21 protein-coding genes are annotated in these 25652 nt (G+C 64.1%); 16 read left to right on the forward strand and 5 right to left on the reverse strand.

What is annotated here, in order from left to right; genetic code table 11:
• The first annotated feature begins 136 nt into the window (after positions 1–136).
• The 5 genes from ACN9MO_RS02225 (at position 137) to ACN9MO_RS02245 (ending at position 6381) form a co-directional block, all read left to right on the forward strand.
• On the forward strand, positions 137–985 hold the full coding sequence (locus tag ACN9MO_RS02225) for a TIGR01459 family HAD-type hydrolase (RefSeq protein WP_057250874.1): 849 nt from the start codon (positions 137–139) through the stop codon (positions 983–985).
• A gap of 13 nt (positions 986–998) precedes the next feature.
• Entirely contained in the window at positions 999–1985 is a 987-nt protein-coding gene (locus ACN9MO_RS02230) for a bifunctional riboflavin kinase/FAD synthetase (RefSeq protein WP_058325440.1), read from the forward strand.
• A 244-nt stretch (positions 1986–2229) separates the two neighbouring features.
• Positions 2230–5139 carry an isoleucine--tRNA ligase gene (gene ileS / locus ACN9MO_RS02235; protein ID WP_110878128.1) on the forward strand — a complete coding sequence of 970 codons (2910 nt, stop codon included), beginning with the start codon at positions 2230–2232 and terminating at the stop codon, positions 5137–5139.
• A 127-nt stretch (positions 5140–5266) separates the two neighbouring features.
• Positions 5267–5887: a hypothetical protein gene (locus ACN9MO_RS02240; RefSeq protein ID WP_057250871.1), complete on the forward strand. Its 621-nt coding sequence runs from the start codon at positions 5267–5269 to the stop codon at positions 5885–5887.
• Between the two features lie 14 nt (positions 5888–5901).
• Positions 5902–6381, forward strand: a complete 480-nt coding sequence (locus ACN9MO_RS02245; protein ID WP_057250869.1) for a GNAT family N-acetyltransferase — start codon at positions 5902–5904, stop codon at positions 6379–6381.
• Between the two features lie 52 nt (positions 6382–6433).
• On the opposite strand, the gene ACN9MO_RS02250 is transcribed toward ACN9MO_RS02245, so the two are convergent.
• The gene (locus ACN9MO_RS02250; protein ID WP_057250867.1) at positions 6434–6883 is read right to left on the reverse strand and encodes a nucleoside deaminase; all 450 of its coding nucleotides are present in this window, start codon (positions 6881–6883) and stop codon (positions 6434–6436) included.
• A gap of 73 nt (positions 6884–6956) precedes the next feature.
• Between ACN9MO_RS02250 and ACN9MO_RS02255 the strand changes: the two genes are divergently transcribed.
• The 3 genes from ACN9MO_RS02255 to ACN9MO_RS02265 all read left to right on the forward strand — a co-directional run bounded on the left by ACN9MO_RS02255 (position 6957) and on the right by ACN9MO_RS02265 (position 10726).
• Complete coding sequence (locus ACN9MO_RS02255) at positions 6957–9131, forward strand: pseudouridine synthase (protein WP_425986396.1); 2175 nt, start codon at positions 6957–6959, stop codon at positions 9129–9131.
• A 6-nt stretch (positions 9132–9137) separates the two neighbouring features.
• The gene (rsmD, locus tag ACN9MO_RS02260) at positions 9138–9698 is read left to right on the forward strand and encodes a 16S rRNA (guanine(966)-N(2))-methyltransferase RsmD (RefSeq protein ID WP_057250863.1); all 561 of its coding nucleotides are present in this window, start codon (positions 9138–9140) and stop codon (positions 9696–9698) included.
• A 146-nt stretch (positions 9699–9844) separates the two neighbouring features.
• Complete coding sequence (locus ACN9MO_RS02265; protein WP_057250862.1) at positions 9845–10726, forward strand: patatin-like phospholipase family protein; 882 nt, start codon at positions 9845–9847, stop codon at positions 10724–10726.
• A gap of 36 nt (positions 10727–10762) precedes the next feature.
• On the opposite strand, the gene ACN9MO_RS02270 is transcribed toward ACN9MO_RS02265, so the two are convergent.
• Positions 10763–12598, reverse strand: coding sequence for a monovalent cation:proton antiporter-2 (CPA2) family protein (locus ACN9MO_RS02270; protein WP_057250861.1), 1836 nt, complete (start codon positions 12596–12598; stop codon positions 10763–10765).
• A gap of 146 nt (positions 12599–12744) precedes the next feature.
• On the opposite strand from ACN9MO_RS02270, the gene ACN9MO_RS02275 reads away from it, so the two are divergent.
• The 6 genes from ACN9MO_RS02275 (at position 12745) to lpxK (ending at position 18774) form a co-directional block, all read left to right on the forward strand.
• Positions 12745–14091 carry a TldD/PmbA family protein gene (locus ACN9MO_RS02275; protein WP_113133251.1) on the forward strand — a complete coding sequence of 449 codons (1347 nt, stop codon included), beginning with the start codon at positions 12745–12747 and terminating at the stop codon, positions 14089–14091.
• 82 nt (positions 14092–14173) lie between these two features.
• Positions 14174–14989, forward strand: a complete 816-nt coding sequence (locus ACN9MO_RS02280; RefSeq protein WP_113133201.1) for a 3'(2'),5'-bisphosphate nucleotidase CysQ — start codon at positions 14174–14176, stop codon at positions 14987–14989.
• A gap of 59 nt (positions 14990–15048) precedes the next feature.
• Positions 15049–15285 (forward strand): DUF4170 domain-containing protein, encoded by a 237-nt coding sequence (locus tag ACN9MO_RS02285; RefSeq protein ID WP_057250859.1) that lies wholly within the window; start codon positions 15049–15051, stop codon positions 15283–15285.
• A 91-nt stretch (positions 15286–15376) separates the two neighbouring features.
• Positions 15377–16690 (forward strand): lipid IV(A) 3-deoxy-D-manno-octulosonic acid transferase, encoded by a 1314-nt coding sequence (waaA, locus tag ACN9MO_RS02290; protein ID WP_058320436.1) that lies wholly within the window; start codon positions 15377–15379, stop codon positions 16688–16690.
• Between the two features lie 25 nt (positions 16691–16715).
• Positions 16716–17420 carry an HAD family hydrolase gene (locus tag ACN9MO_RS02295; RefSeq protein ID WP_057250856.1) on the forward strand — a complete coding sequence of 235 codons (705 nt, stop codon included), beginning with the start codon at positions 16716–16718 and terminating at the stop codon, positions 17418–17420.
• 313 nt (positions 17421–17733) lie between these two features.
• Positions 17734–18774, forward strand: coding sequence for a tetraacyldisaccharide 4'-kinase (lpxK, locus tag ACN9MO_RS02300; RefSeq protein WP_113133200.1), 1041 nt, complete (start codon positions 17734–17736; stop codon positions 18772–18774).
• Between the two features lie 34 nt (positions 18775–18808).
• Here the strand turns inward: lpxK and ACN9MO_RS02305 are convergent, their stop codons facing one another.
• On the reverse strand, positions 18809–19042 hold the full coding sequence (locus tag ACN9MO_RS02305) for a DUF2093 domain-containing protein (RefSeq protein WP_057250852.1): 234 nt from the start codon (positions 19040–19042) through the stop codon (positions 18809–18811).
• Between the two features lie 89 nt (positions 19043–19131).
• Positions 19132–20943 carry a DNA mismatch repair endonuclease MutL gene (gene mutL, locus ACN9MO_RS02310; RefSeq protein ID WP_113133199.1) on the reverse strand — a complete coding sequence of 604 codons (1812 nt, stop codon included), beginning with the start codon at positions 20941–20943 and terminating at the stop codon, positions 19132–19134.
• A 378-nt stretch (positions 20944–21321) separates the two neighbouring features.
• On the opposite strand from mutL, the gene ACN9MO_RS02315 reads away from it, so the two are divergent.
• On the forward strand, positions 21322–23046 hold the full coding sequence (locus tag ACN9MO_RS02315) for a response regulator (protein WP_113133198.1): 1725 nt from the start codon (positions 21322–21324) through the stop codon (positions 23044–23046).
• A gap of 310 nt (positions 23047–23356) precedes the next feature.
• Entirely contained in the window at positions 23357–24664 is a 1308-nt protein-coding gene (locus tag ACN9MO_RS02320; RefSeq protein ID WP_057251098.1) for a putative bifunctional diguanylate cyclase/phosphodiesterase, read from the forward strand.
• A 5-nt stretch (positions 24665–24669) separates the two neighbouring features.
• Here ACN9MO_RS02320 and ACN9MO_RS02325 read toward each other — a convergent pair whose 3' ends face one another.
• On the reverse strand, positions 24670–25608 hold the full coding sequence (locus ACN9MO_RS02325) for a LysR substrate-binding domain-containing protein (protein WP_113133197.1): 939 nt from the start codon (positions 25606–25608) through the stop codon (positions 24670–24672).
• Between the last annotated feature and the right edge of the window lie 44 nt (positions 25609–25652).

A 25652-nucleotide genomic window follows, 5' to 3' on the forward strand; every position in this document is an offset into this window, starting at 1 on the left:
ATCGGCAATGCACTTTTCTTTGACGCCCGACACCGCCGGAATCCTTGGGAGGGGGCGCCTTTTTCGGGCGCCGAGACTTGTAATCTCCTGCCTTCCTTGCCATGCAAGCCGGAAACCGTGTTTGCAGGAAGCCAGAATGGCCGCAAGGATCAACAGTTTTCGGGAAATCGCTGCGCGCTACGACGTGGTGCTGTGCGATGTCTGGGGCGTTCTTCATAACGGCGTGCAGGCCTTTGCCTCCGCTTGCGAGGCGTTGGCCGAGGCGCGTGCCGCCGGCCTGACTGTGGTGCTGATCACCAACTCGCCGCGTCCGCATCCGGGTGTGAAGATCCAGATCCGCGGTCTCGGCGTGCCGGACGAAGCCTACGACCGGATCGTGACCTCGGGCGATGTGACCCGCGCGCTGATCGCCGCCGCCGCCAAAAAGATCTTCTTCATCGGTGCCGAGCGCGACCTGCCGCTGCTCGAAGGCCTGGGAACGCAGATCGTTTCGTCGGAAGATGCTGAGACGGTCGTTTGTGCCGGCTTCTATGACGACGAAACCGAAACGCCGGAGCATTACCGCGCGACACTGACGGGGCTTGCCAAGCGCAAGATCCCGTTCATCTGTGCCAATCCGGATCTGGTGGTCGAGCGCGGCCACAGGCTGATCCCCTGTGCCGGCGCAATCGCCAAGCTCTATGAAGAGCTCGGTGGCGAGGCGCGCATTGCCGGCAAGCCCTATATCGCCATCTACCGTGCGGCGCTGACCGAGGCGAAGGCCGTTCGCGGCGCGCTTGACCTGTCGCGTGTCATCGCCGTTGGCGACGGCATGCCGACGGACGTCAAGGGTGCCCAGGATGCCGGCTTCGATCTGCTCTATATCAGTGCCGGTATCCACGCCCAGGAATACATGAACGAAAGCCGCACCGACGAGGCGAAGCTCGCCGCCTTCCTGAAGAAGGAAGGCGCGTCGCCGAAATATTGGATGCCGCGGCTCGCCTGACGGGAAGACGGAGATGACGGTTTTTCATCGCAACGAGACCCGTGATCCGCTTCCGCAGCATCTGCGCGGCGGCGTCGTCGCGATCGGTAACTTCGACGGCGTGCACCGTGGTCACCAGTCGGTGCTCAATCGGGCGCTGGAGGAGGCCAATGCGCGCGGTGTGCCGGCGCTCGTGCTGACCTTCGAGCCGCATCCGAGAACCGTGTTCCGTCCGGAAACCCCGGTCTTCCGACTGACGCCGGCACCGCTGAAGGCGCGCATTCTCGAAGGCATGGGTTTCGGCGCCGTCATCGAGTATCCGTTCGACCGCACCTTCTCGCAGCTTTCCGCATCGGATTTTATCCACCGTATCCTGCTCGAATGGCTGCACGCCTCGCATGTCGTCACCGGTTTCGATTTTCACTTCGGCAAGGGGCGCGAGGGCGGCCCCGCCTTCCTGATGGCGGCCGGCGGCGATAACGGATTTGGCGTGACGCTCGTCGATGCCTTCCGCGACGAAAACGCATCGGTCATCTCGTCCAGTTACGTGCGCTCGCTGCTTGGCGAAGGTGATGTCTCGCAAGCTGCCGGCATGCTCGGCTATCGCTATCTGGTCGAGGCGGAAGTGATCGGCGGCAAGAAGCTCGGCCGCGAACTCGGCTTTCCCACCGCCAATATGCGGCTTGCGCCCGAGGTGGAACTGAGGCCTGGCATATACGCCGTGCGTTTCCGTCGGGCCGACGGCTCGCTCTACGACGGCGTCGCGAGCTTCGGGCGCCGCCCGACAGTCGATAGCGACGGTGAGCCCTTGCTCGAAACCTTCGTCTTCGACTTTTCGGGCAATCTCTACGGCGAGATCTGTGCGGTCACCTTCTTCGGCCACCTGCGCGACGAGCTGAAATTCGACGGGCTCGATCCGCTGGTGGCGCAGATCCGCCAGGACGAGGCAGAGGCGCGGGCGTTGCTCTCCGGTGTGCAGCCGCTCGGCGACATCGACCGCAAGCTCAACTTCGCCCGATAAAAGATTTCGGCGTTGCTGTGGCGGCGGACCTTTTCAAAAGCCCGAAAACGCCTTAAACAACCGGCCACCATGACCCGGCACCGTCGATTGATCATCGATCAGCGAATTATTGGCCCGGCCTTCCGCGCGCTTTAGTCAGCCGGAAGGTCCGGGATTTCGGCGTTTCCGACGCCCCAGTCATCTCTCGATACCGAGCCCATTTCGTATGCGCGGCCCCTCGCGCGAAGAAGCGATTGCAAAGACCATGACCGACACCGCTGAAAAGATCGACTACTCCTCGACCCTCTATCTGCCGCAGACGGAATTCCCGATGCGCGCCGGCCTGCCGCAGAAGGAGCCGGAAACGGTGGCCCGCTGGCAGCAGATGGGCCTCTACAAGAAGCTGCGCGCATCGGCCGCCGGCCGCGACAAGTTCGTGCTGCATGACGGCCCGCCCTATGCCAACGGCAACATCCACATCGGCCACGCGCTGAACAAGATCCTCAAGGACGTCATCAACCGCTCGTTCCAGATGCGCGGCTTTGACGCCAACTATGTGCCCGGCTGGGACTGCCACGGTCTGCCGATCGAGTGGAAGATCGAGGAGAAGTACCGCGAGAAGGGCCAGAACAAGGACGAGGTCCCTGTCAACGAATTCCGCAAGGAATGCCGTGATTTCGCCTCCGGCTGGATCCAGGTCCAGGCCGAGGAGTTCAAGCGCCTCGGCATCGAGGGCGACTTCGACAATCCCTACACGACGATGAACTTCCATGCGGAAGCCCGCATCGCCGGCGAATTGATGAAGATCGCCAAGCTCGGCCAGCTCTACCGCGGCTCCAAGCCGGTCATGTGGTCGGTCGTCGAGCGCACCGCGCTTGCCGAAGCCGAAGTCGAATATGCCGATGTCGAGAGCGACATGATCTGGGTGAAGTTCCCGGTCACCGAAGGTCCGGACGCGCTTTCCGGCGCCTTCGTCGTGATCTGGACGACAACGCCCTGGACCATCCCGGGCAACCGCGCCATCGCCTTCTCGTCGCGTTATGCCTATGGCCTCTATGAAGTGGCGACCGCCGAGAACGACTTCGGCCCGCAGCCGGGCGAGAAGTTGATCTTCGCCAAGCGCCTGGCCGACGAATCCGCAGCCAAGGCCAAGCTCACCTTCAATTTCGTTCGCGACCTTGAGGCCAACGAGCTTTCTGCCGTCACCTGCGCCCATCCGCTGCATGGTCTCGGTGGCGGTTACGCTTTCAAGGTGCCGCTGCTCGATGGCGATCATGTCACCGACGATGCCGGCACCGGCTTCGTGCACACCGCCCCCGGTCACGGCCGCGAGGACTTTGATGCCTGGATGGACAGTGCCCGCGCGCTCGAAGCCCGCGGTATCTCCTCGGCGATCCCGTTCACGGTCGACGATGCCGGCTACTTCACTGCCGACGCCCATGGCTTCGGTCCCGATGCCGAAGGTGGCGCCGGCCGCGTCATCGACGACAAGGGCAAGAAGGGCGACGCCAACGATCGCGTCATCAAGGCGCTGATCGCCCGTCATGCGCTCTTTGCCCGCGGCCGCCTGAAACACTCCTATCCGCATTCCTGGCGTTCCAAGAAGCCGGTCATCTTCCGCAACACGCCGCAATGGTTCGTCTATATGGACAAGGCGTTCGGCGACGGCACAACGCTGCGTTCGCGTGCGCTTTCGGCCATCGACGACACCCGCTTCGTTCCCGGCGCCGGCCAGAACCGCCTGCGCGCGATGATCGAGGGACGCCCGGACTGGGTGCTCTCGCGTCAGCGCGCCTGGGGCGTGCCGATCGCGATCTTTGCCGACGACCAGGGCGAGATCCTGATCGACGAGGCCGTCAACGCCCGCATCCTCGACGCGTTCGAGCAGGAGGGCGCCGATGCCTGGTTTGCCGAAGGTGCCAAGGATCGCTTCCTCGGCAACGACCACGACCACGAAAAGTGGCACCAGGTGATGGACATCCTCGACGTGTGGTTCGATTCCGGTTCGACCCACACCTTCACGCTCGAAGACCGTCCGGACCTGAAGTGGCCGGCCGACGTCTATCTCGAAGGTTCGGACCAGCATCGCGGCTGGTTCCATTCCTCGCTGCTCGAGGCCTGCGCGACGCGCGGCCGCGCGCCCTACAACGCCGTTGTCACCCATGGCTTCACCATGGATGAGAAGGGCGAGAAGATGTCGAAGTCCAAGGGCAACACCGTCACACCGCAGGAGGTGATGAAGGATGCCGGCGCCGATATCCTGCGCCTGTGGGTGATGACGACGGACTATTGGGAGGATCAGCGTCTCGGCAAGACGATCATCCAGACCAACATCGACGCCTATCGCAAGCTGCGCAACACGGTCCGCTGGATGCTCGGCACGCTTGCCCACGACAAGGGTGAAGAGATCGCCTATGCCGACATGCCGGAACTCGAAAAGCTGATGCTGCATCGGCTGGCGGAACTCGATCAGCTTGTGCGCGAAGGCTACGATGCCTTCGACTTCAAGAAGATCGCCCGTGCGTTGATCGATTTCTCGAACGTCGAGCTCTCGGCTTTCTATTTCGACGTGCGCAAGGACGCGCTCTACTGCGATGCGCCGTCGAGCCTGCGCCGCCGTTCGGCACTCGCCGTCATCCGCAAGCTCTTCGATTGCCTCGTCCTGTGGCTGGCGCCGATGCTGCCGTTCACCTCGGAAGAAGCCTGGCTGTCGCGGAAGCCCGATGCGGTTTCGGTGCATCTCGAACAGTTCCCGGCGATCCCGGCGGAATGGAAGAACGATGCGCTCGAAGCCAAGTGGGACAAGATCCGTACGGTCCGCACCGTTGTCACCGGTGCGCTCGAGATCGAGCGCAAGGACAAGCGCATCGGCTCGTCGCTGGAAGCGGCTCCGGTCGTCTACGTCGCCGATCCGGAACTCTTGAAGGCGCTGGAAGGCCAGGACTTCGCCGAGATCTGCATCACGTCGGGCATCGTGATCGAAGCCGCGGAAGGCCCTGCGGATGCGTTCCGCCTTGCCGACGTGGCCAAGGTGAGCGTCGTGCCGAAGCTTGCCGAAGGCCAGAAATGCGCCCGCTCCTGGCGGATCACGACCGATGTCGGTTCCGACCCGATCTACCCCGACGTGTCGGCCCGTGACGCCGCTGCCTTGCGCGAACTTGGTTTCAAGGCTTAACGCATTGTTACCGGATGAATTGCACTCGTTGCGTTCATCCGGTAAAACCTGCCCGAAATTTGGCGGATTTCTCCGCCATGGGCGCTTGAGTGGCCGCGCTGACCGGTGGCCGGCTGGAAGGAATCTCATGGAAATGACGCGAGAGTTGCGAGTGTTTGCCAGCGTGGCCGCCATTTTGACGAGCGGCCTGGTGCTTTCGGGCTGCATCGGCGGCCCGACCTATGGCACGGACAAGACCGCCGGCGAACAGCTCATGGACGACCTCGGCAGCGTCGCCAGCTTCGGCCCGCCGAAGCGTGATCCGGTCAAGTATCAGCCGCGCCCCGGCCTCGTTCTGCCGCCGTCGGCGCAGCAGACTGCTCTCGTCGAGCCGCAGAAGTCGCTTGCCAGCCGTGAGGCTAACCCGGAATGGGTCGAGTCTCCGGAAGAGGTTCGCAACCGTCTGCGCGAAGAGGCCGACGCGAACAAGAACAACCCGAACTACGTTTCCCCGCTTGCCAAGGCTAGCGCCAACGGCCGCCGGCTCTCGGCCAAGGAGCAGCAGGAAGCTTATCGCGCAGGCCGTAAGATCGAGATGGGCGCCTATTCCGACAAGCGACGCTTCCTCAGCGATCCGCCGCTTGATTACCGCCGCCTGCCGGAGGGTACCGAGACCGAACTCGGCGAGCCGGAGAAGGACAAGGAGCGCCGCCGCAAGAAGGAGGCGCAGATCAAGAATTCCGGCTCCAAGTGGTATTGGCCTTTCTAAGCAGCGCATAAGCCATGACGATCAGCATTCGCGACGCTCGCCCGGAAGACGCGCAGACCATTCTGCGCTTCATCACCGAACTTGCCATCTACGAGAAGGAGCCCGACGCAGTCGAGGCGACGGTCGAGATGTTGCAGGCCTCGCTCTTTGGTCCGGGTTCCATTACCCGCGCCGTGATCTGCGAGAAGGACGGCAAGCCCGCAGGCTTCGCCATGTGGTTCTACAACTATTCGACCTGGCAGGCACGCAAGGGTCTCTACCTTGAGGACCTTTACGTTACGCCGGATTGCCGTGGCTCCGGCGCTGGCAAGATGCTGCTGAAGCATCTGGCGAAAATTGCCGTCAAGGAAGGCTGCGGCCGCTTCGAATGGAGCGTGCTCGACTGGAACGAGCCGGCGATACGGGTCTACGAGGCGGTCGGTGCCGAGCCGATGTCCGAATGGACGCGCTACCGTCTCTCCGGCGCGGCCCTCGAAAGCTTCGCGGCCGACTGAGGCGACCTCAAGAAAATCTGAAACGGGCTCGCGTTCAGAGTCGGGATTGGTTTCACCGCTTGCCGGCGAAGAAATTCCTGAGAAGGTCGGCAGCCTCGCGCTCGGCGAGGCCCGAATAAACGTCCGGCACGTGATGGCAGGTGGGAGAACCGAAGAAGCGCACGCCGCTGTCGACCGCGCCGCCCTTCGGATCGTCCGCGCCGTAGTAGAGGCGGCGGATGCGGGCGAACGAAATCGCCGCGGCGCACATGGTGCAGGGTTCGAGGGTGACGTAGAGATCGGCGCCCGTCAGCCTTTCGTCCTTGAGGACGGCAGCAGCCTCGCGGATGGCGACAATCTCCGCATGTGCAGTCACGTCGTTGAGTTCACGGGTGCGATTGCCGGCGCGGGAGACGATCTGGCCATCGAAAACGACCACGGCGCCGATCGGCACTTCGCCGCGTTCTGCCGCCTTCCTGGCCTCCTCAAGGGCCACATCCATGAAGTGTGTCGTCTCAGCCATCGCTCAAACAATAATTTCTCTTAACCCACGGGCCGCGACCTGATAGGACAGCCGCAAAAGGCAGGCAACACAAATGACATCCAAAGACAAGGCCACACGGCCTGGCGGCAAGTCCGCCGGCCGGGACAAGAAACCGCATTTCGCCGACAAGAAGGCTGGAGCACCGAAAAAGGTTGCAGGCCCGAAGACATTTGGCGCCAAGACCTCCGGACCGAGGGCTGACGGCCCCAAGTCCTTCGGACCAAAGACCGGCGCTTCGCGTCCGGCCAGGGAGCGCCCGAACGCGGCTGCTCCGGGTGTCGACGAACCGCAGCGCATCTCCAAGATCCTGGCGCGCGCCGGCGTCGCCTCGCGCCGCGACGTCGAGCGCATGATCATGGAAGGCCGCATCAAGCTCAACGGCGTCATTCTCGATACGCCGGTCGTCAACGCGACGCTTGCCGATGCGATCGAGGTCGATGGTCAGCCGATCCGCGGCATCGAGCGCACGCGCCTCTGGCTCTACCACAAGCCGGCCGGCCTAGTGACCACCAATGCCGATCCGGAAGGCCGCCCAACCGTATTCGAAAACCTGCCCGACGAACTGCCGCGCGTTCTGTCGATCGGCCGCCTCGACATCAACACCGAGGGCCTGCTGCTTTTGACCAACGATGGTGGTCTTGCCCGTGTGCTCGAACTACCGTCGACCGGCTGGCTGCGCCGCTACCGCGTTCGCGCCCACGGCGAGATCGATCAGGAAGCGCTCGACCGGCTGAAGGACGGCATCGCCGTCGACGGCGTGCTCTATGGCGCGATCGAGGCGACGCTGGACCGGGTGCAGGGCTCGAACGTTTGGATCACCATGGGGCTGCGCGAAGGCAAGAACCGCGAGATCAAGAACGTGCTCGGCGCGCTCGGTCTCGACGTCAACCGCCTCATCCGCATTTCCTATGGACCCTTCCAGCTCGGCGAACTGCCGGAGGGACATGTCCAGGAAATCCGTGGCCGGACGCTCCGCGATCAGCTCGGGCCGCGCCTGATCGAGGATGCCAAGGCAAACTTCGACGCACCGCTTTACAACGATCAGGCAGCGACCGTAGCCGGCGACGCGCCGGAGGATGATACCGCCGATACGCGCCGGCCTGAACGTGCCAACCGCTGGGAAAAGCCGGAGGACAAGCGCGAGCGTGCTCTGGCCCGGCTCGACACGCGTCGCGACGATCGCCGTGACGGCGGCCGCAAGGACGGTCCTCGTGGCAAGGGCGGCTCCCGCGACGACCGTGACGCCAAGTTTGAGGACCGGCCGAAGCGCGCGCCGGCGCAGCGCGCCCGCACCGCCAATGTCTGGATGGCGCCGGGCGCCCGTCCGCTGGCCGAAAAGAAGCCGAAATCCGCTGAAGGCGACGCCACGGAGAAGCCCGCCCGTCGCGAGCGTCCGGAAGGCGCGCCGAAGACCAAGCGCTACGGTCGCAGCAAGGATGGCTTTGCGACGAAGACATCCGGCAAGTTCGACCCGGACCGCAAGGGCGGCTCGCACAGGGACTTCGATCGTCCCGCTGCGGCCGCGCCGGTCAAGCGTCGCGACGAAGAGGGCGAATGGATCAGCGCCAGCGAGCCTGCCCGTCGCGGCAAGGACGAGGGCCGGGATGGCGGCTTCGGTCGGCGCAAGGCGGGCGACGCGGGAGACCGCAGGTCGCGCGATCACGGTGACCGTCCTGCGCGCCGTGAAGGCGGCGACCGTCCTGCTCGTTCTGAAGGCGGGCCGCGCAGCTTCTCCGACAAGCCGCGGTTCCCGCGCGCCGATGGCGACCGGCCTGCCCGCCGCGAAGGTGGCGACCGCCCGCGTGGTGATCGACCTGCCCGCTCCGAGGGTGGTCCACGCAGCTATTCCGACAAGCCGAGGACCCCGCGTGCCGAGGGCGATCGTCCGCCACGCCGCGAAGGTGGAGACCGACCGTTCGGTGATCGGCCTGCCCGCGCCGACGGCGGCCCGCGCAGCTATTCCGACAAGCCAAGAGCCCCACGCGCCGAGGGCGATCGTCCGCCGCGCCGTGAAGGCGGGGACCGTCCGTTCGGCGATAAACCCCGCGGCAAGTCCTTCGGGGGCAAGCCGTCCGGTGGAAAGTCCTTTGGCGAACGCACTGGCGGTCCGCGCGGTGGCAAGCCCGGCGGCGGCAAACCCGGCGGTGGGCGCCCCGGCGGCGCTGGACGCTCCGGTGGTGGCGGACGCCCGGCCGGCGGCGGCAAGCCGCGCGGCAGAGGAAACTAAGCGGCGGTGCGTATCGTCGGTGGAGAGTTTCGGGGGCGCAGCCTTGCGACCCCCAAGTCCAACGATATCCGTCCGACCACGGACCGGACGCGCGAAAGCCTGTTCAACATCCTGAGCCATTCCTATCCGGAGGCGCTCGACGGCACCCGGGTGCTCGACCTTTTTGCGGGCACCGGCGCCGTTGGCTTCGAGGCTCTCTCACGCGGGTGCCGGCAGGCACTCTTCGTCGAGCAGGGCGTCGAGGGCAGGGGACTTCTGCAGACGAACATCGAAACGCTCGGCCTCCAGGGCCGAGCCAAGGTCTTCCGCCGTGATGCGACCAGCCTCGGCGGCGTCGGAACCATGGAGCCGTTTCATCTGGTTTTCGCCGATCCGCCCTACGCGAAGGGTCTCGGCGAGAAGGCGCTGGAATCTGCCGCCGCCGGCAACTGGCTCGTCCCCGATGCACTGGTGATCCTCGAAGAGCGGGCGGATGTTCAGCCCGCGCCGACGGCCGTGTTCGAGCGGCTCGATGTCAGAGCCTTCGGCGATACACGCATGCATTTCTACCGCTTCCGCGGTGCCTGACCGTCATATTTTCGATTTCTTTGCGAAGATAGGCTGACGCCGACCATACACGTTTCCTTATCCCGCGCCTTACGGCGACCTTCTGCATAATTTGTCCTTAAAATGATTCCGCTTTAGGGAATCATGCAGAAGCGGAGGACATGCCGATGAAGCAGGATCTTTCGATGACGAAGGCGCCGACGCAGGTGACGAGCCAACCGACGGTGGCCCTGGCGCTTGGCGGCGGCGGCGCGCGCGGGCTTGCGCATATTCACGTCATCGAGGCCCTGGACGAGCTCGGCATTCGCCCGGTGGCGATCGCCGGCTCTTCGATAGGCGCAATCATGGGTGCCGGCATGGCGGCCGGCATGCGCGGCGAAGAGATCAGGGGCCACACGCTCTCGACCATCGGCCATCGCCGCGAGGTCCTCAATCGGCTCTGGCAATTGCGGCCGTCGAGCCTTTCCGAAGCCATGGCGAACGGTTTTCGTTTCGGGCAATTCAATGTCGAGCGCGTTCTCAGGGCTTTTCTGCCCGAGGCCATTCCGCCGAAGTTCTCGGATCTAGGCATTCCGCTCAAGGTGGTCGCTACCGACTATTACGGCCAGACAGAACATATCTGCGAAAAGGGTGACCTGTGGCAGGCGCTGGCTGCCTCCGCTGCCCTGCCGGCGATCTTCATCCCGGTGAAGATCGGCGGGCGCGTGATGATCGACGGCGGCATCTACAACCCTATCCCCTTCGATCATCTGCGCGGCCTGGCGGACATCGTCATCGCCGTCGACGTCGTCGGTGGTCCTGACGGCGACGGCAAGACGATCCCGAGCCGCATCGACAGCCTGTTCGGTGCGAGCCAGTTGATGATGCAGTCGATCATCGCGATGAAGCTCAAGGAAGGGGCACCGGATATCCTGCTGCGCCCCGATGTCGGCCGCTACCGGGTGATGGATTTTCTGCGGGCCCAGGACGTGCTGAACGGAACCGTCGCCATCAAGGACCAGCTGAAACGGGCGCTCGACGAGCGGATGCGGGCGCCGACGCTCAAGTGAACGCCGACGACTGAGGGGCGGTTCGCCTGAGCGAGACTACGCGCTCTCGCGCTCGTCGGCAGGAAGCCCCGGCAGGATCCGTTCGCCCGTCTCCTGGGAGTGATCGACCTCGCGCTTCGGCTTGACCAGCGGCTCCGGCCTGACGGGACGCGAATGCAGCATGTCGCGACCGGCGGTGATGCCTTCGGCCTCCTGCAGCACGAGCCGGGCCTCGTCGCGCTTGCGGATGTCGTCCATGATGGCGATTGCCTCGTCGTCGCCGACCCCCAAAGCCTCCAGTGTCTTGCGGCCGAAGAGCAGGCCGGACTCGAAAGTCTCGCGCAATTCGTAGTCGACGCCTTTGGCGCGCAGTTCCAGCGTATGCAGGCGGTCGTAGGAGCGGGCGTAGATGCGTGCATTTGGATATTCGGACTGCACGAGGTCGATGATGTGGTCGGTCGTTTCCTTCTTTTGGGTACAGACGGCGACGATCTTGGCCCGCTCGATGCCGGCCGCGCGCAGCACGTCGAGACGATTGCCGTCGCCGAAATAGATACGGAAACCGAAGGTCGCGGCCTGGCGCACGCGTGCGGCCGAATGGTCGATGATCGTCACGTCGCGGCCGCCGGCGAGCAGGATCTGCGCCGCGATCTGGCCGAAGCGGGAAAAGCCGATCATCAGCACGTCGGCATTGGCGCCGTCGAAATCTTCTTCGATCTCCTCGTCCATCTCGTCCTGTTCGTGCATCAGCTTTGCGGCCAGCATGGAGGCAAGCGGCGTCAGCGCCATCGACAGCGTCACGATCGCAACCAGCAACGAGGCGTCGCCATCCGAGAAGACGCCAGCGGTTGCCGCCGCGGTGAACAGCACGAAGCCGAATTCGCCGCCCTGCGGCAGGAGCAGGCTGATGCGCACCGCGTCGTTGTGGTGTGATCCGGTGAGCCGGCAGAGCCAGTAGAGCACCAGGCTCTTCAACGCCATCAAGAGCGGCACGGCGATGATGATCAGCTGGTAGCGCTCGACGATGACGCCAAGCTCCAGCGACAGACCGACGGCCATGAAGAACAGAGCCTGCAGGATACCGCGGAACGGTTCGATATCCGCTTCGAGTTCATGGCGATAGGAGGATTCCGCCAAGAGCACACCCGCGAGGAAGGCACCCATCGCCATGGAGAGTCCGGCAAGCTGCATCATGGTCGCCGCGCCCATGACGACGAGCAGGGCGGCGGCGATCATGACGTCGCGGGCGCCCGTGCGGCCGATGATCTGGAACAGGGGGTTAACGAGGTAGCGGCCGGCAGCGAAGAGCACGACGATCGCTGTGGTGGCGATCGCAAAATCCTCGAGCGGCGGTGTCGTATCCTCAGGCGCTTGCGCCGCCATAAGCGGGATCAGCGCCAGCAGCGGCACGATCGCGAGATCCTGCAGCAGGAGAATGGAGAAGGATCGCTGCCCGTAGCGGGTGTTGCGGTCGTTGCCCTCGTCGAGGATCTGCATGGCAAAGGCGGTCGACGACAGCGCCAGGCCGAAGCCGGCGATGATGCTGCCGCCCTGGCCGAGGAGCCCGAGGGCATAGATCATGGAAGAGAGCACGATGCCGGTCAGCACGACCTGAGCCGTGCCGAGGCCGAAGATATCGCGCCGCATCTGCCAGAGACGTGACGGTTTCAATTCGAGGCCGATGATGAACAGCAGGAACACGACGCCGAGCTCCGAGACATGCAGGATCTGCTCGCCATCGGTGATGCTTTGGGCGACCGGACCGATGAGCACGCCGGCGCAGAGATAGCCGAGGATAGTGCCGAGGCCGAGCCGCTTGAAGATTGGTGCGGCGACCACTGCGCCGCCGAGCAGCATCAGCGCCTGAGAATAGATGATCGGTGTCGTTGCCATGCCTGCGGCTTTCACTATTGGGCACCCGGCCCCGATGAGGGAGCTTTCGAGAGCGGTCATTTGCGGTGTATGGGCGGGAATCAGGCCGATGCCCTTGATGCCTGCGTCACTGCACAATAAATGGGGCAGGAATGAAAGGCTACATCATGTCAGACACGATCGATTCTGCCGACCTCGAAAAACGCGCCTCCGAACTCGTGGACCTCGCCCGCAAGGCCGGCGCCGATGCGGCGGATGCGGTGGTGGTACGCGGGCGCTCCCGTTCCGTCTCCGTGCGCCTCGGCAAGGTCGAAGCGACGGAAGCCTCCGAAAGCGACGATTTCTCGCTCCGAGTATTCGTCGGGCGACGCGTCGCCAGCGTTTCGGCCAATCCGGGCTTTGATCTGAAGCTGCTCGCCGAACGCGCCGTCGCCATGGCCAAGGCTTCGCCGGAGGATCCCTTTGCCTCGCTCGCCGATGCGGACCGGCTGGCAAGCTCCTATCCCGACCTCGACCTCTTCGACCCCACCGCCGTTTCCACGGATTCGTTGACGGAAGCGGCATTGGCTGCCGAAGAGGCAGCACTTGCGGTCTCAGGCGTCACCAACTCCAGCGGTGCCGGCGCTTCGGCCGGCATGGGCGGTCTGGTTCTCGTTACCTCGCACGGTTTCTCCGGCTCCTACATGGCGACCCGTTTCGGTTGCTCCGTCAGCGCGATTGCCGGCGAAGGCACGAAGATGGAGCGCGACTACGATTTCGACAGCCGCCTCTATGTCGGTGATCTCCGGCCGGCCGAGGAGATCGGCCGCCTTGCGGGCGAACGTGCGGTCGCGCGCCTCAATCCGCGCCAGGTGCCGACGGCCAAAAACGTCACCGTCGTTTTCGATCCGCGCATGGCGCGCGGCTTCGTCGGCCATCTGGCGGGCGCGATCAACGGTGCGGCCGTCGCCCGCAAGACGAGCTTCCTGCGTGACCGGATGGGCAAGCAGGTGATGAAGGCGGGTCTTTCGGTGACCGACGACCCGCTGATCGTGCGCGGCTCCTCTTCGCGTCCCTTCGACGGCGAGGGCGTCAGCGGTTCGAAGCTGGCGATGGTCGAGGATGGCGTGCTGAACCATTGGTTCCTGTCGACCTCCGCCGCTGCCGAACTCGGTCTGGAGACCAACGGCCGCGGTGTGCGCGGCGGCCCGACGGTCAACCCGGCCTCGACCAATCTGGCGCTCGAGCCGGGTTCGATCTCGCGTGAGGATCTGATCCGCGGTGTTGGCAACGGCTTCTACGTGACCGAACTGATCGGCCAGGGCGTCAACATGGTGACCGGCGAATACAGCCGCGGCGCCTCCGGCTTCTGGATCGAGAACGGCGAACTCACCTTTGCCGTCTCCGAGGTGACGATCGCGTCCAATCTCAAGGACATGTTCATGGCATTGACGCCGGCAGACGACATCGATCGCAAGTTCGGCGTTGCCGCACCGACGCTTGCCATCGAGGGCATGACGCTCGCTGGTCTCTAAACAGGCCGAAGACAAACCGGCGCGGGGACCCGCGCCGATCCGGCTCTCGTGCTATAGGAGAGGCGGGCTGACGGGGTTTTGAATGTTTGACACAGCACCATCGGGCGCGGACTGGAAGCCGGATCTCGAATTGATCCGAGCCGCCGCGGTCGTCGCCGGCGAAACGGCGCTCGGTTATTTTCGCAAAGCGCCCGATGTCCGCTGGAAGAACGAGGGCCGCTCGCCGGTCAGCGAAGCGGATCTGGCGGCAAACGATGTGCTGAAGACGCGGCTGCTTGCGGCGCGGCCCCACTACGGCTGGCTGTCGGAAGAGACCGACGATGATTCCAGCCGCCTTACCCGCGAAACGGTCTTCGTCGTCGATCCGATCGATGGCACGCGTGCCTTCATCGCCGGCAAGGAGCTCTGGTGCGTCAGTGTTGCCGTCGTCCACCGGGGGCAGCCCGTCGCCGGCGTCCTCTATGCCCCGGCGCTTGACGAACTCTTCGAGGCGGTCGCCGGCGGTAGCGCGCTGAAGAACGGCACGGCGATCTCGGTGCGAGAGGCAAAGGCCGGGGAAACGCTGCATCTGGCGGCCGCCGAAGATACGGTCGGCAAGCTTCCGGCCGTCTATCGCAACACCGTCACGCGCGTGCCGCATGTTCCGTCGCTTGCCTATCGGCTGGCCATGGTTGCCGACGGGCGGATCGACGGTACGCTGGTGAAGAAGAATTCCCATGATTGGGATCTGGCTGCGGCCGATCTCATTCTCGCCCGGGCCGGTGGCGCGCTCGTCGATCTCGACGAGCAGCCCTTGTCCTACAATCGCTCCAGCGTCGTTCACGGCGTTCTCTGCGCAGCGGCAAAGCCGCTCTTGCCAGGCCTGATCGCCGCATCGCGGTCGATGGAGCCCCATTGACCTTTGGGGCCGAATGCCTCAAATCAACGCCCATACCCAAAAAGAAAAATGGAATTCCGATGGCTCACGAATCCGAGAAGAAACAACGTCTGCACCTCGTCTTTGGCGGTGAACTCACCACGCTGACGGACGTCCACTTCCGCGATCTGGACAAGCTCGATATCGTCGGCATCTACCCGGACTACGATAGCGCTCTCGTTGCCTGGAAATCCAAGGCGCAGATGACCGTCGACAACGCTCACATGCGCTATTTCATCGTCCACATGCATCGTCTGCTCGACCCGGAAAACGGCTGATGCCGATGAGGTCGGGATGCGCGGCGCAAACCCGCATGCCAGTCGCCCCTAAGTTTCTCGCCGCTGAGACGGCTGGGGAAGGTGTCTCGTCATGAGCAGCTTTCGCGCGCGCCTGGCGCTCTCCAGCTATCGCTGGATCGGCTCGGCCATCTATCCCCTGGTTTGGTCCTACCTTGCCATTCGCGCGGCGAAGGGCAAGGAGGATCCGGCTCGCCGTCGCGAGCGCTACGGCCATGCGAGCGCACCGCGGCCGCAAGGCCCGCTCGTCTGGTTTCACGCCGCCAGTGTCGGCGAGACCAATGCGGTCATCCCATTGATCAAGGAAATCCGCAGGCGCGGCATCAATGTCGTGCTGACGACGGGTACGATGACCTCGGCACGTGTCGTTGCCCAGCGCCTGGGAACAGGCGTCATCCACCAGTATGTCCCGCTCGATTTCAAGCCGGCGGTCAGCCGGTTTCTGAACTATTGGGAGCCGGATCTCGCGATCATCGCCGAGTCCGAAATCTGGCCGATGACCATCCTGGAGCTCGGCCGGCGCCATATTCCGCAGGTTCTGGTGAACGGCCGTCTGTCCGATCGCACCTTCGCCCGGTGGAAGCGGCGGCCGGCGCTTGCCGACGCGCTTTTTGAAAACCTGGCGCTGGTCATCGCCCAGTCCGACGTCGATGCGGAGCGCTTCCGCACGCTCGGCGCGCTGCCGGTCATGGTCTCCGGCAATCTGAAGGTCGACACTGATGCGCCGCCGCATGATCCGCTGGCGCTGAAGGAGTATGAGCAGCAGATCGGCACGCGGAAGACCTGGGCGGCGATCTCGACCTTCGACGGCGAGGAAAACGCTGCCGGCGTCGTGCACCGCGCGCTGAAGGAACGCACCGGCCTCCTGACGATCATCGTGCCGCGCCATCCCGAGCGCAGTGATGCGATCGAGGCGGCGCTGACGGCCAAGGGCCTGAAGGTCGCGCGGCGCACGCGGCGTGATCCGCTGACGCCGGATGTCGATGTCTTCCTCGGCGACACCATCGGTGAAATGGGCCTCTATCTGCGCCTGACCGAAGTCGCCTTTGTCGGCCGCTCGCTCTTTGCCGAAGGCGGCCAGAACCCGCTGGAGCCGGCGATGCTCGGCTGCGCTATCCTGTCCGGCGGCAATGTGCAGAATTTTCGCGAGACTTATCAGACGCTTGCAAAGAACGGCAGCGCCAAGATCGTGCGCGACGTCGAGATGCTGGCGAAGGGCGTCAACTATCTGCTCGCCAACGACGACATGCGTCGCTCGATGATCGATGCCGGCCTCGAAACCGTGCAAGAGATGCGCGGCGCTCTGTCGGCGACGATGAAGGGGCTCGAGCCCTATATCAATCCGCTCATCGTCAAGGCGCGTCTCAATCCCCCGACCGAAAGCTGACACAAACAGGAGACGATCCCTCATCATGACCGCACCCAAGGCCATAGCCGGCATCCTGTTCGACAAGGACGGAACCCTGCTCGACTACGCAAAGAGCTGGGTGCCGGTGAACTATGAGCTGGCACGGCTTGCGGCCAAGGGTGATGAGGCATTGGCCCGCGTATTGCTGAAAGCGGGCGGCATGGACGCCGACACCGGCCATGTACTGCCTGACAGCCTGCTTGCGGCGGGCAACACGGTTGAGATCGCGACCGGTTTCGTGGGGGCGGGCGCGCCCTTTACCGTGGCGGATCTCACCACCCTGTTCGACAGCCTGTTCGCGCGCTCGGCGGAATATGCCGTCCCGGTCACCGATCTTGGCACATTCTTCGCCGGTCTGCATGCCAAGGGCTATCGGCTTGGGGTCGCCTCCAGCGACAACGAAAAATCGATCCGCGAGACCGCCAAACGCTTCGGTTTCGATGGTTACCTGCATTATGTAGCGGGTTATGACAGCGGCTACGGCGTCAAGCCGGAGCCTGGCATGGTGCTCGGCTTTTGTGCCGCAACAGGCTTGGAGCCGCATCAGGTCGTCGTCGTCGGCGACAACAATCACGACATGCACATGGGCCGCAGTGCCGGCGTCGGCATGACGGTCGCGGTGCTGACCGGGACCGGTTCGCGCCAGTCGCTCGCGGCGGCCTCGGACCATTGCCTTGCCGACATCACCGAACTTGAGGCTGTCCTCTAGAGCGCCGTGCGTTCAGATGAACGCACTAAGGACGCTCTAGTACTTTGTTTCTAGAGCATCTTTCCGCTGTCACGTGATTCCGCTTGAAAGCGGGATGCTCTAGTCGCCAATCCGGGAAAAGCGTGAAGCACTTGTCTGTCGACAGGCGATTTTGCCTCGCGGCCGCCGGCCCAGGTCGCTGCAATCGTATCCATAGCTTGCGTTTTTTCACATTCTGACGTTTTTTGGGCGATCCGTCGGCTTCCGGCGGTAAGAACGACATATGTCCTCCCGGAGCGGATGGACGACACCGGCTGGGGGCCGCGGAACGAAGATGGTATCGGAAGCGCCGCCATTCTGGTGGACAAAGGCGGATTGGCGCGCGCGCGCGTTGTGGCCGTTTTCATGGGTATATGGCCGCATTGCCGGCCTGCGCATGGACCGCGCCCATCGAGCCTCGGTTCCGGTTCCGGTCATCTGCATCGGCAACTTCACCGTCGGCGGCGCCGGCAAGACGCCGACCGCGATCGCGCTTGCCCGCGTCATCCGTCAGAAAGGGTTGAAACCCGGGTTCCTGAGCCGCGGCTATGGCGGCTCGCTCGACGTGACGACCGTCGTCGATCCGGAGCATCACCGTGCGCGCGATGTCGGCGACGAGCCCCTGCTTCTGGCGCGTGAGGCGTTGACCGTCGTCTGCCGCCGCCGTGTCGATGGCGCTCGCCGCTTGGTGAAGGAAGGTGTCGATATCATCATCATGGACGACGGCTTCCAGAGCGCGCGGCTCGCCTTCGACTTTGCCCTTTTGGTGATCGACTCGCGCCGCGGCATCGGCAACGGCTATCTGGTGCCGGCAGGCCCGGTGCGGGCGCCGCTGCCCAATCAACTTCGGCACGCCACGGCATTGCTGAAGATCGGCGGCGGCACGGAGGCCGATGCCCTGATCCGCCGCGCAGCCCGCGCCGGAAAGCAGATCTACGAGGCCGATGTGGTGAGGCTCGACGACGGGTCGCTGAAAGGCGTCAAGGTCCTTGCCTGGGCCGGTATCGCCGATCCGGAGAAATTCTACCGCACGGTGCGCGAGACCGGTGCTGTCGTCGAGGAAACCCGCAGCTTTCCGGATCATCACCATTTCTCCGACGACGAGATCGCCGACCTGCTCGATCGAGCGGCGGCCTTGGGCTGCACGCTTGTCACGACCGCCAAGGACATGGTTCGGCTCGAGCCCGGCCATGGCCGCGCCGCCGAGCTGGCCGCGGCCAGCCGCGTGATCGAAATCGACGTGCGCTTCGACGACCCTATGGCGCCCAAGAAGATTATCGAGACGGCACTTGCTGCCGCGCGCGCGCGAAAGCTGCGCGAAGGCGCGAGCAAGTAATCACTTATCGGTGTGGGAGAAGCCGGGCTGAGCCTTAGCGGCGCTGGTTCGGCAGCGCGCCGGCGCGCTTTTCCGCCTCGAGCGAGGCTTCCGCATCGACATAGGCTTCCTGCCGGGCGACGCTCCAGTAGCGCAGCTCGTCGACGGGAATGGTCTTGCCGGTCATCGCGCAGATCACATGCGAGCCGGCGAGAATGATCTGAAAGTCGCCGTCGAGATAACGGATTTTCGCCTCGCGCGACGCGCTTCCTTCAAACCGGTTCATCATGTTCGTTGCCTATCGCGTCTCTGTGGTCTGTTCTCTGGTCTAGCTCGCCATCCGGCAAAATGCCAGCCGCATTTCGCCGCCGCGCGCGATCAGCTTCGGCCGAACAGCCGTTCAATATCGGAAAGCTTGAGCTCGATATAGGTCGGCCGCCCGTGGTTGCATTGGCCGGAGCCGGGCGTCGCCTCCATCTGCCGCAGCAAAGCGTTCATTTCCTCGGTGCGCATGCGTCGGCCGGAGCGCACCGATCCATGGCAGGCCATCGTCGCGGCAAGATATTCGAGCCGGCTTGTGAGGCCGTTGGCGGTGTCCCATTCGGCAAGTTCGTCGGCAAGCTGGCGCACCAGGCCGACGGCATCCATTTCGCCGAGCATGGCAGGCGTCTCGCGCACGGCGATCGCCCCCGGGCCGAAGCGTTCGATGGCAAGGCCAAGGCGGGCGAACTCCGCCGCATGCGCCATCAGCCGGTCGCAATCGTCTTCGGCCAGATCGACGATTTCCGGGATCAGCAAAGCCTGCGCCGCGACGGGCCGTGAATGCAGCGCCGTGCGCATCGCCTCGAACACCAGCCGCTCATGGGCGGCATGCTGGTCGACGATGACGAGGCCGTCATTCGTCTGGGCGACGATGTAGTTCTCATGGAGCTGCGCCCTGACCGCGCCGAGCGGGAAGGATGGCGGTGCCGGCGTTTCCTGTTGCGCGACCGCTGCCTCACGCTCGGACGGGGCGCCAGTCCGTGCCGATGGTGCCGCAAAAGCAGCGAAGCTCGCCTGCGGCTGTTCGGAGAAGCGGCCGTTCACCGTCTCGAATTGCATGGGTCGTGATGGCGAAGTTTCCGGCTTCCACGGCGCCTGCGGCCGATAGGACTCCGCTCGGAAGGCCCGCATCAGACCACTGGCGCCGGTGGTTGCCGCCCGGTCGCCTTCGCGCGTCAGCGCCTCGCGGATGGCACCGATGATCAGCCCGCGGATGAGGCCCGGGTCGCGGAAGCGCACATCGGATTTCGCCGGATGCACGTTGACGTCGACGAGCGCCGGGTCGAGCGCGATCGACAGCACCGCGACCGGATAGCGGCCGCTCGGGATCGTTTCGGAATAGGCGGCCCGGATCGCCGACAGCAACAGCTTGTCCTGCACCGGGCGGCCATTGACGAAGACATATTGCTGCAGCGAGTTGCCGCGATTGTAGGTCGGCACGCCGGCAAAGCCGGTGAGCCCGACATCTTCGCGTGTCGCATCGATTTCGATCGCGTTGTCGCGGAAATCCTTGCCGAGCACCTGGGCCATGCGCGCCAGACGATCGTCGCCGGTCGCCGGGAATTCCAGCGTCGAGCGGTCGCTGCCGGAGAGCACGAAGCGGACCGCCGGGAAGGCGATCGCCATGCGGCGTACGATCTCGGAGATCGCCGCCGCTTCCGCCTTCTCGGACTTCATGAATTTCAGCCGCGCCGGCGTCGCGAAGAAGAGGTCGCGCACCTCGACAACCGTGCCGGTATTGGCGGGTGACGGGCGAACCGGATCGGTCTTGCCGCCGGTGACGGCGATGACCGCGCCTTCAGTGGCGCCGACCGTGCGTGTGGTGATCGAGAGGCGAGCGACCGAGCCGATCGAAGGCAGCGCCTCGCCCCGAAAGCCGAGCGTGCGAATGTCGAACAGGCTGTCGTCGAGCTTCGACGTACAGTGCCGGCGCACCGCCAGTTCGAGATCGTTCGGCGTCATGCCTGAGCCATTGTCGGTCACGCGCAGGAGCGTCTTGCCGCCGCCTGCGGTCGCGATTTCGATGCGCGTGGCGCCGGCGTCGAGGGCGTTCTCAATCAGTTCCTTGGCGGCGCTGGCGGGGCGTTCGATGACTTCGCCGGCGGCGATCTGGTTGATGAGGGTTTCTGAAAGTTGCTTGATGGCCATGTCCTATTTTCCCGGATTCGCTTGGGAAACGAAAGGGGAAATGGCGCCTCGTCCGCGGCCTTAAATGAACGCGGTCTTCGTTGCGGAAAAATGAGCGGGCGGTTTAATCGCCCCTTAACACTCTGCTGCGATTTTCCACAACAACCTGAATGATCACGGGTTTTGTCTTTTGAGCATTGCGGCGTAGCTGGACGCCGTACTCCCGCCGCTCGAAGAGACGCCTGCCAAGGCCTTCCCAGCATGTCCCGAAATGAACCGCCGCCGCAGCGCCGCGCGTCCTACTGGGCGCGCTGAGGTCGCTGTAGCACTGTGAATGGCCGCATGTTTCCTCAGATCGGGGACGATTGAAGCATGCGGTAGGCGAGTGAGGACAGCGCAATGAGCGATGGGGCGTCGAACGGCGCGGACATCAACCGGATCATTCTGGAGTCGAGCTGCGACGCACTCGGCATCGCTGTGCTTGTCTGCAGTCGAGACGACACCATTCTCTTTGCCAGCCGCACGATGCTGCAGTTCTTCCCTGTGCCGTCGGAAATCCTGATGCCGGGCACGCGTCTGCGAGATTTTCTCGGCGCCGTTTATGACACCGGCGTTCGCCCGGGCACCGTTCCGGAAAGCAGCCGCCGCCGCACCAATCGCGAGGACTGGATTGCCGAGCATATGGCGCTGCACTGGCGCGAACGTTACGAAAGCGTCGAGCGCGCCGGCCGTACCCGCTGGGTTTCGATGCGCAAGCGTCGGCTATCGAGCGGCATCGGCATCCTGTCGATCAGTGACGTTTCCGATCAGAAGAAGCGCGACGAGCAGCTTCAGACGGACCTGGAGCGCGTCGAGCTGACCGAACAGATCCTCGATGCCCAGCCCAATCCGATCTGCGTCAAGGATCGCAACCTCAACTATATCGCCGTCAACAAGGCCTTCTGCCTGATCCATGATCTGCAGCAGGATGCCATTCTCGGCCGTTCCGCCTGGGATCTGGTCGAAAGCGAGCTTGCCGAACGTTTCGAGCAGTCCGACCGCATGGTGCTCGAGACCGGCAAGCCATACTCGCAGGCCGAGCACATCGTGCGCGCCGATGGCAGCGATCTCTGGGTGCTCACGCGCAAGTACCGCGTCGGCATGCCCGGCCGTCATTTCGTCGTGACCTGCATGAACGACGTCACCGATATCGCCCTCTTGCATCAGAGTAGCGATGAACCTCCGGCCGAAGTTGGCCTGCAGATCCGCGATTACAGCATCTTCGCGGCGGCGCAGAATTTCTACGACCCGTTCCGGGCGCTGAATGTCCAGCAACTCGTGGAAGCGGGATCGATGATCGAGACCTTGCCGGCCCGCGGTCTTCGTGTCCTGGTTGCCACGACCGACCGGGCGATGGAAGACCGGCTCGTCGGGCGTCTGCGTGGCTCTGGGCTCGACGCCTGCGCTGTTCGCGATGCGGGTGAGCTTCGTGCCTTCGGACATGCGGTCGAGGACGCCGGCATCAAGCTCGATGTCCTGCTTCTCGACCTGGCGTTTTCCGAGAGACAGCAGATCGTTTCGGCCTGGCGTCATTGCCCGGTCCTGCCGCTTTCCGCGCAGCAGGACGGCGCTGCGGTGCTGGCCGAAGTGTTCCGCGTCTGCTCCGAGCGGACTACGGCGTCTCCGACGCTGCAGCCCGATTGGTCGTTGTCGTTTGAAGGCGAGGGGATTGCTGCACCGCCGCCGACGCCACAGGTCGACGTGCTCGTTGCCGAAGACAATCAGATCAACCAGTTCGTGTTCACGCAAATCCTGGAGGGGCTCGGCGTCTCGCATCGGATCGCCGCCAACGGCCGCGAGGCCGTCGAGCTCTGGCATGAACTGCAACCGGCTCTGGTGCTGATGGACGTCTCGATGCCGATCATGAACGGCTTCGATGCCACGGTCGCCATCCGGTCGGCAGAAAATACCAGAGGGCAGAAAACGCCGATCATCGCGGTCACCGCGCAGGCGCTGGATATCGACCTGCAGCAGTGCAACGCATCGGGCATGGACGACCATATCATGAAGCCCGTGAGCCCCGACATGATCGAGGCGGTGCTTAGAAAATTCATGCCGGCAAAGGCGATGCGAACGGCAGGTTGAATGAAAGACGTGTCAACTCGCTAGAATTGGGGAGGCTAATGGCAGATCTAGGAGCAGAGCGATATCGGATTGTTAACCGCCGATTGCGATCGTCTGCACCGAATTGCCGTTAAAGTGTAGAGCCCGCCCGAATGCATTGCGCCCATCCCGTTGCCCATGTCCGGACCGTGTCGGAACGACATTGCCGGTTCGCGCCGTGGCGTTCGGTTTCGCCGGCAGCGGAGCGTCGTCGCCCGCATACTGCTGACCGAGCTGCGGAGACGCGGCAATGACGGCGGTTGAGACCCCCTATCATCGCATCGGCCTCGAGATGCCCGCCGTGACGGGCAACGTCGATCTATTGACGGGGCTCGGTAATTCCCGCTGCCTGCGCCAGACCGTGCTGGATCTCGCCAGGGAGCGTGCAAGCGATCCCGCGCCCTTCACCATCGGCCTTGCCAATATCGATGGTTTCAAGCCGATCAATGACCTGTTCGGGCCGGCGGCTGGTGACGAGATCCTCTGCCAGGTGGCCTACCGGCTGAAAGCCTGCGCGCCCGAGGGGGCGACGATCACCCGTTCGGAAAGTGACGAGTTCGCCTTCGTCCTGCCGCTCGTCTTCGAGCGCAAGGGGGCGGAGAAGGTCGGGCAGATGTTGAAGGAGGTGCTGTCGGCGCCCTTCGATCTCGGCGACCGCCATGTGCGTCTGTCCGCGTCCTTCGGATTTGCGGTCTACCCCTTTGCCGGAGAAGTGTTCGAGGATCTGCTGAAGAGCGCAGATACAGCACTCTATCGTTCGAAGCGGCGCGGCCGTGGCCAGATCACCGTCTATTCGCAGGAAATCGCTCAGGAAATGAAGCGCGCAACGCAGCTCGAGCAGGCGCTGCGCAATGCCATCATCGCCAATGAGGTCGACGTGCATTTCCAGCCGATCGTCGATCTGCGCAATGATGCAGTCGTCGGTTTCGAAGCCCTGGCGCGCTGGTGCGACGCCGATCTCGGCTATGTTTCCCCGGCTGTTTTCGTGCCGCTGGCCGAGGAGCGCGGGTTTATCGAATCTCTCGCTGAAGTGCTGTTGCGCAAGGCGGCGCATGCGGCGCTCTCCTGGCCGAAGGAGCTTTTCCTCTCCTTCAATCTCTCCTCGGCGCAGCTCATGGATCCGGCGACCAGCCACCGGTTGCTGTCGATCATCCATCAGATCGGCCTCGATCCCAGGCGATTGGAACTGGAGATCACCGAGACGGCTGTCATGGCCGATGCCGACATCGCCCAGAAGATCGTTGCGGAACTGCGTGCCGCCGGCGTGCGCGTCTCGCTCGACGACTTCGGCACCGGGCAGTCGAGCCTGGGTCGCCTTCGCGATTTTTCTTTCGACAAGGTCAAAATCGATCGCGCCTTCGTCTCGCGCATTTCCGCCGACCGTGCTTCGGAACACATCATCAAGGCGATCGTCTCGATGTGCGAGGGCCTCGAACTGGAAGTCGTCGCTGAAGGCATCGAGGACTTTTCCGAAGCCTTGAAGCTGAAGGCGCTCGGTTGCGGCCTCGGGCAGGGCTACTTCTATGGAAAACCGGCCGATGCCGTGGCGACGATGCGCTACCTTTCCGATCGTTATAGCGGTGTTTCGGTCCAGGCCTGATCGGTCTATTCACCGGTTCCCGAGAGCGCCACGCGATCCCGACGCCCCTCTTCCAACAACCAGTCGCGGACCCGTTTTGCCTGGGCGTTGAGTTCGCGTGACCGCGGCCAGACGACATAAAAGGCGAGACCGGTCTTGAGCACGTGTCCGGCGACCGGCATCAGGGCGCCGGAGCGGATCTGCGGGTTGATCAGGTGTTCCCAGCCGAGCGCCACGCCTTCGCCCGCGAGCACCGCCTGCATGACCAGAACATAATCGTTGATCGTCAGGCGGCGTGCCTGTTTGGGATAGGTGAGGCCGGCGCTCGCAAACCATTCGGTCCAGTCGCAGGCCCGTCGCACCGGTTCCTCGAGATGAATGAGGTTGTGCCGCTGCAGGTCGGCTGCGGTCCCCGGCAGCCCGTGCTCCTCGATATAGGCCGGCGTTGCGACGGCGTTGACGACCTCCTCGGCGAGCTGGGCGGCATGATAGCGCGGCCAGTGGCTGGGGTCGCCGCCGCGGATGCCGAGCGGGATCGGATCCTCCTCAAGATCGAGATCGCGCACGCTCGTCTGGATGCGAAGGTCGATCTCCGGCAGGTCCTCGCGCATGCGGTTGAGGCGCGGCAGCATCCACATCGAGGCAAAGGCGGTCGACGCCGCAAGCGTCACGTTGGTTTCGCGGCCCTTGGCGCGGATGTCCTCGGCCGACTTCTGAATGCGCGACAGACCGACCGACACGTCGGCGTGAAACTTCTCTCCCGCCTCGGTCAGTTCCACCGCCCGGTGCACGCGGTGAAACAGCGGCACGCCCAACTGGTCTTCGAGGCCGCGGATGGCGTAGGAGACTGCCGCCTGCGTCATGCCGAGCTCGCTGGCGGCTCGGGTGAAGTTCTGGTGACGGCCGGCCGCCTCGAAAACGATGAGGCTGGCGGCGGAGGGAAGCAGGCGGCGCAGGTTTTCCATAAATCATGCTTATCGCATGGCTCGAATTTTTCCAGCGTTACAAT

Source organism: Ensifer sp. R-19, from assembly GCF_049905105.1.
In the GTDB taxonomy this organism is placed as follows: domain Bacteria; phylum Pseudomonadota; class Alphaproteobacteria; order Rhizobiales; family Rhizobiaceae; genus Ensifer.

Bases quoted from the DNA above. Each gene is read 5' to 3' on its own strand.
- ACN9MO_RS02225 (WP_057250874.1), top strand. From the start codon at position 137: ATGGCCGCAAGGATCAACAGTTTTCGGGAAATCGCTGCGCGCTACGAC.
- ACN9MO_RS02230 (WP_058325440.1), top strand. From the start codon at position 999: ATGACGGTTTTTCATCGCAACGAGACCCGTGATCCGCTTCCGCAGCAT.
- ileS (WP_110878128.1), top strand. From the start codon at position 2,230: ATGACCGACACCGCTGAAAAGATCGACTACTCCTCGACCCTCTATCTG.
- ACN9MO_RS02240 (WP_057250871.1), top strand. From the start codon at position 5,267: ATGGAAATGACGCGAGAGTTGCGAGTGTTTGCCAGCGTGGCCGCCATT.
- ACN9MO_RS02245 (WP_057250869.1), top strand. From the start codon at position 5,902: ATGACGATCAGCATTCGCGACGCTCGCCCGGAAGACGCGCAGACCATT.
- ACN9MO_RS02250 (WP_057250867.1), bottom strand. From the start codon at position 6,883: ATGGCTGAGACGACACACTTCATGGATGTGGCCCTTGAGGAGGCCAGG.
- ACN9MO_RS02255 (WP_425986396.1), top strand. From the start codon at position 6,957: ATGACATCCAAAGACAAGGCCACACGGCCTGGCGGCAAGTCCGCCGGC.
- ACN9MO_RS02265 (WP_057250862.1), top strand. From the start codon at position 9,845: ATGAAGCAGGATCTTTCGATGACGAAGGCGCCGACGCAGGTGACGAGC.
- ACN9MO_RS02270 (WP_057250861.1), bottom strand. From the start codon at position 12,598: ATGGCAACGACACCGATCATCTATTCTCAGGCGCTGATGCTGCTCGGC.
- ACN9MO_RS02275 (WP_113133251.1), top strand. From the start codon at position 12,745: ATGTCAGACACGATCGATTCTGCCGACCTCGAAAAACGCGCCTCCGAA.
- ACN9MO_RS02280 (WP_113133201.1), top strand. From the start codon at position 14,174: ATGTTTGACACAGCACCATCGGGCGCGGACTGGAAGCCGGATCTCGAA.
- ACN9MO_RS02285 (WP_057250859.1), top strand. From the start codon at position 15,049: ATGGCTCACGAATCCGAGAAGAAACAACGTCTGCACCTCGTCTTTGGC.
- waaA (WP_058320436.1), top strand. From the start codon at position 15,377: ATGAGCAGCTTTCGCGCGCGCCTGGCGCTCTCCAGCTATCGCTGGATC.
- ACN9MO_RS02295 (WP_057250856.1), top strand. From the start codon at position 16,716: ATGACCGCACCCAAGGCCATAGCCGGCATCCTGTTCGACAAGGACGGA.
- lpxK (WP_113133200.1), top strand. From the start codon at position 17,734: ATGGTATCGGAAGCGCCGCCATTCTGGTGGACAAAGGCGGATTGGCGC.
- ACN9MO_RS02305 (WP_057250852.1), bottom strand. From the start codon at position 19,042: ATGATGAACCGGTTTGAAGGAAGCGCGTCGCGCGAGGCGAAAATCCGT.
- mutL (WP_113133199.1), bottom strand. From the start codon at position 20,943: ATGGCCATCAAGCAACTTTCAGAAACCCTCATCAACCAGATCGCCGCC.
- ACN9MO_RS02315 (WP_113133198.1), top strand. From the start codon at position 21,322: ATGAGCGATGGGGCGTCGAACGGCGCGGACATCAACCGGATCATTCTG.
- ACN9MO_RS02320 (WP_057251098.1), top strand. From the start codon at position 23,357: ATGCCCGCCGTGACGGGCAACGTCGATCTATTGACGGGGCTCGGTAAT.
- ACN9MO_RS02325 (WP_113133197.1), bottom strand. From the start codon at position 25,608: ATGGAAAACCTGCGCCGCCTGCTTCCCTCCGCCGCCAGCCTCATCGTT.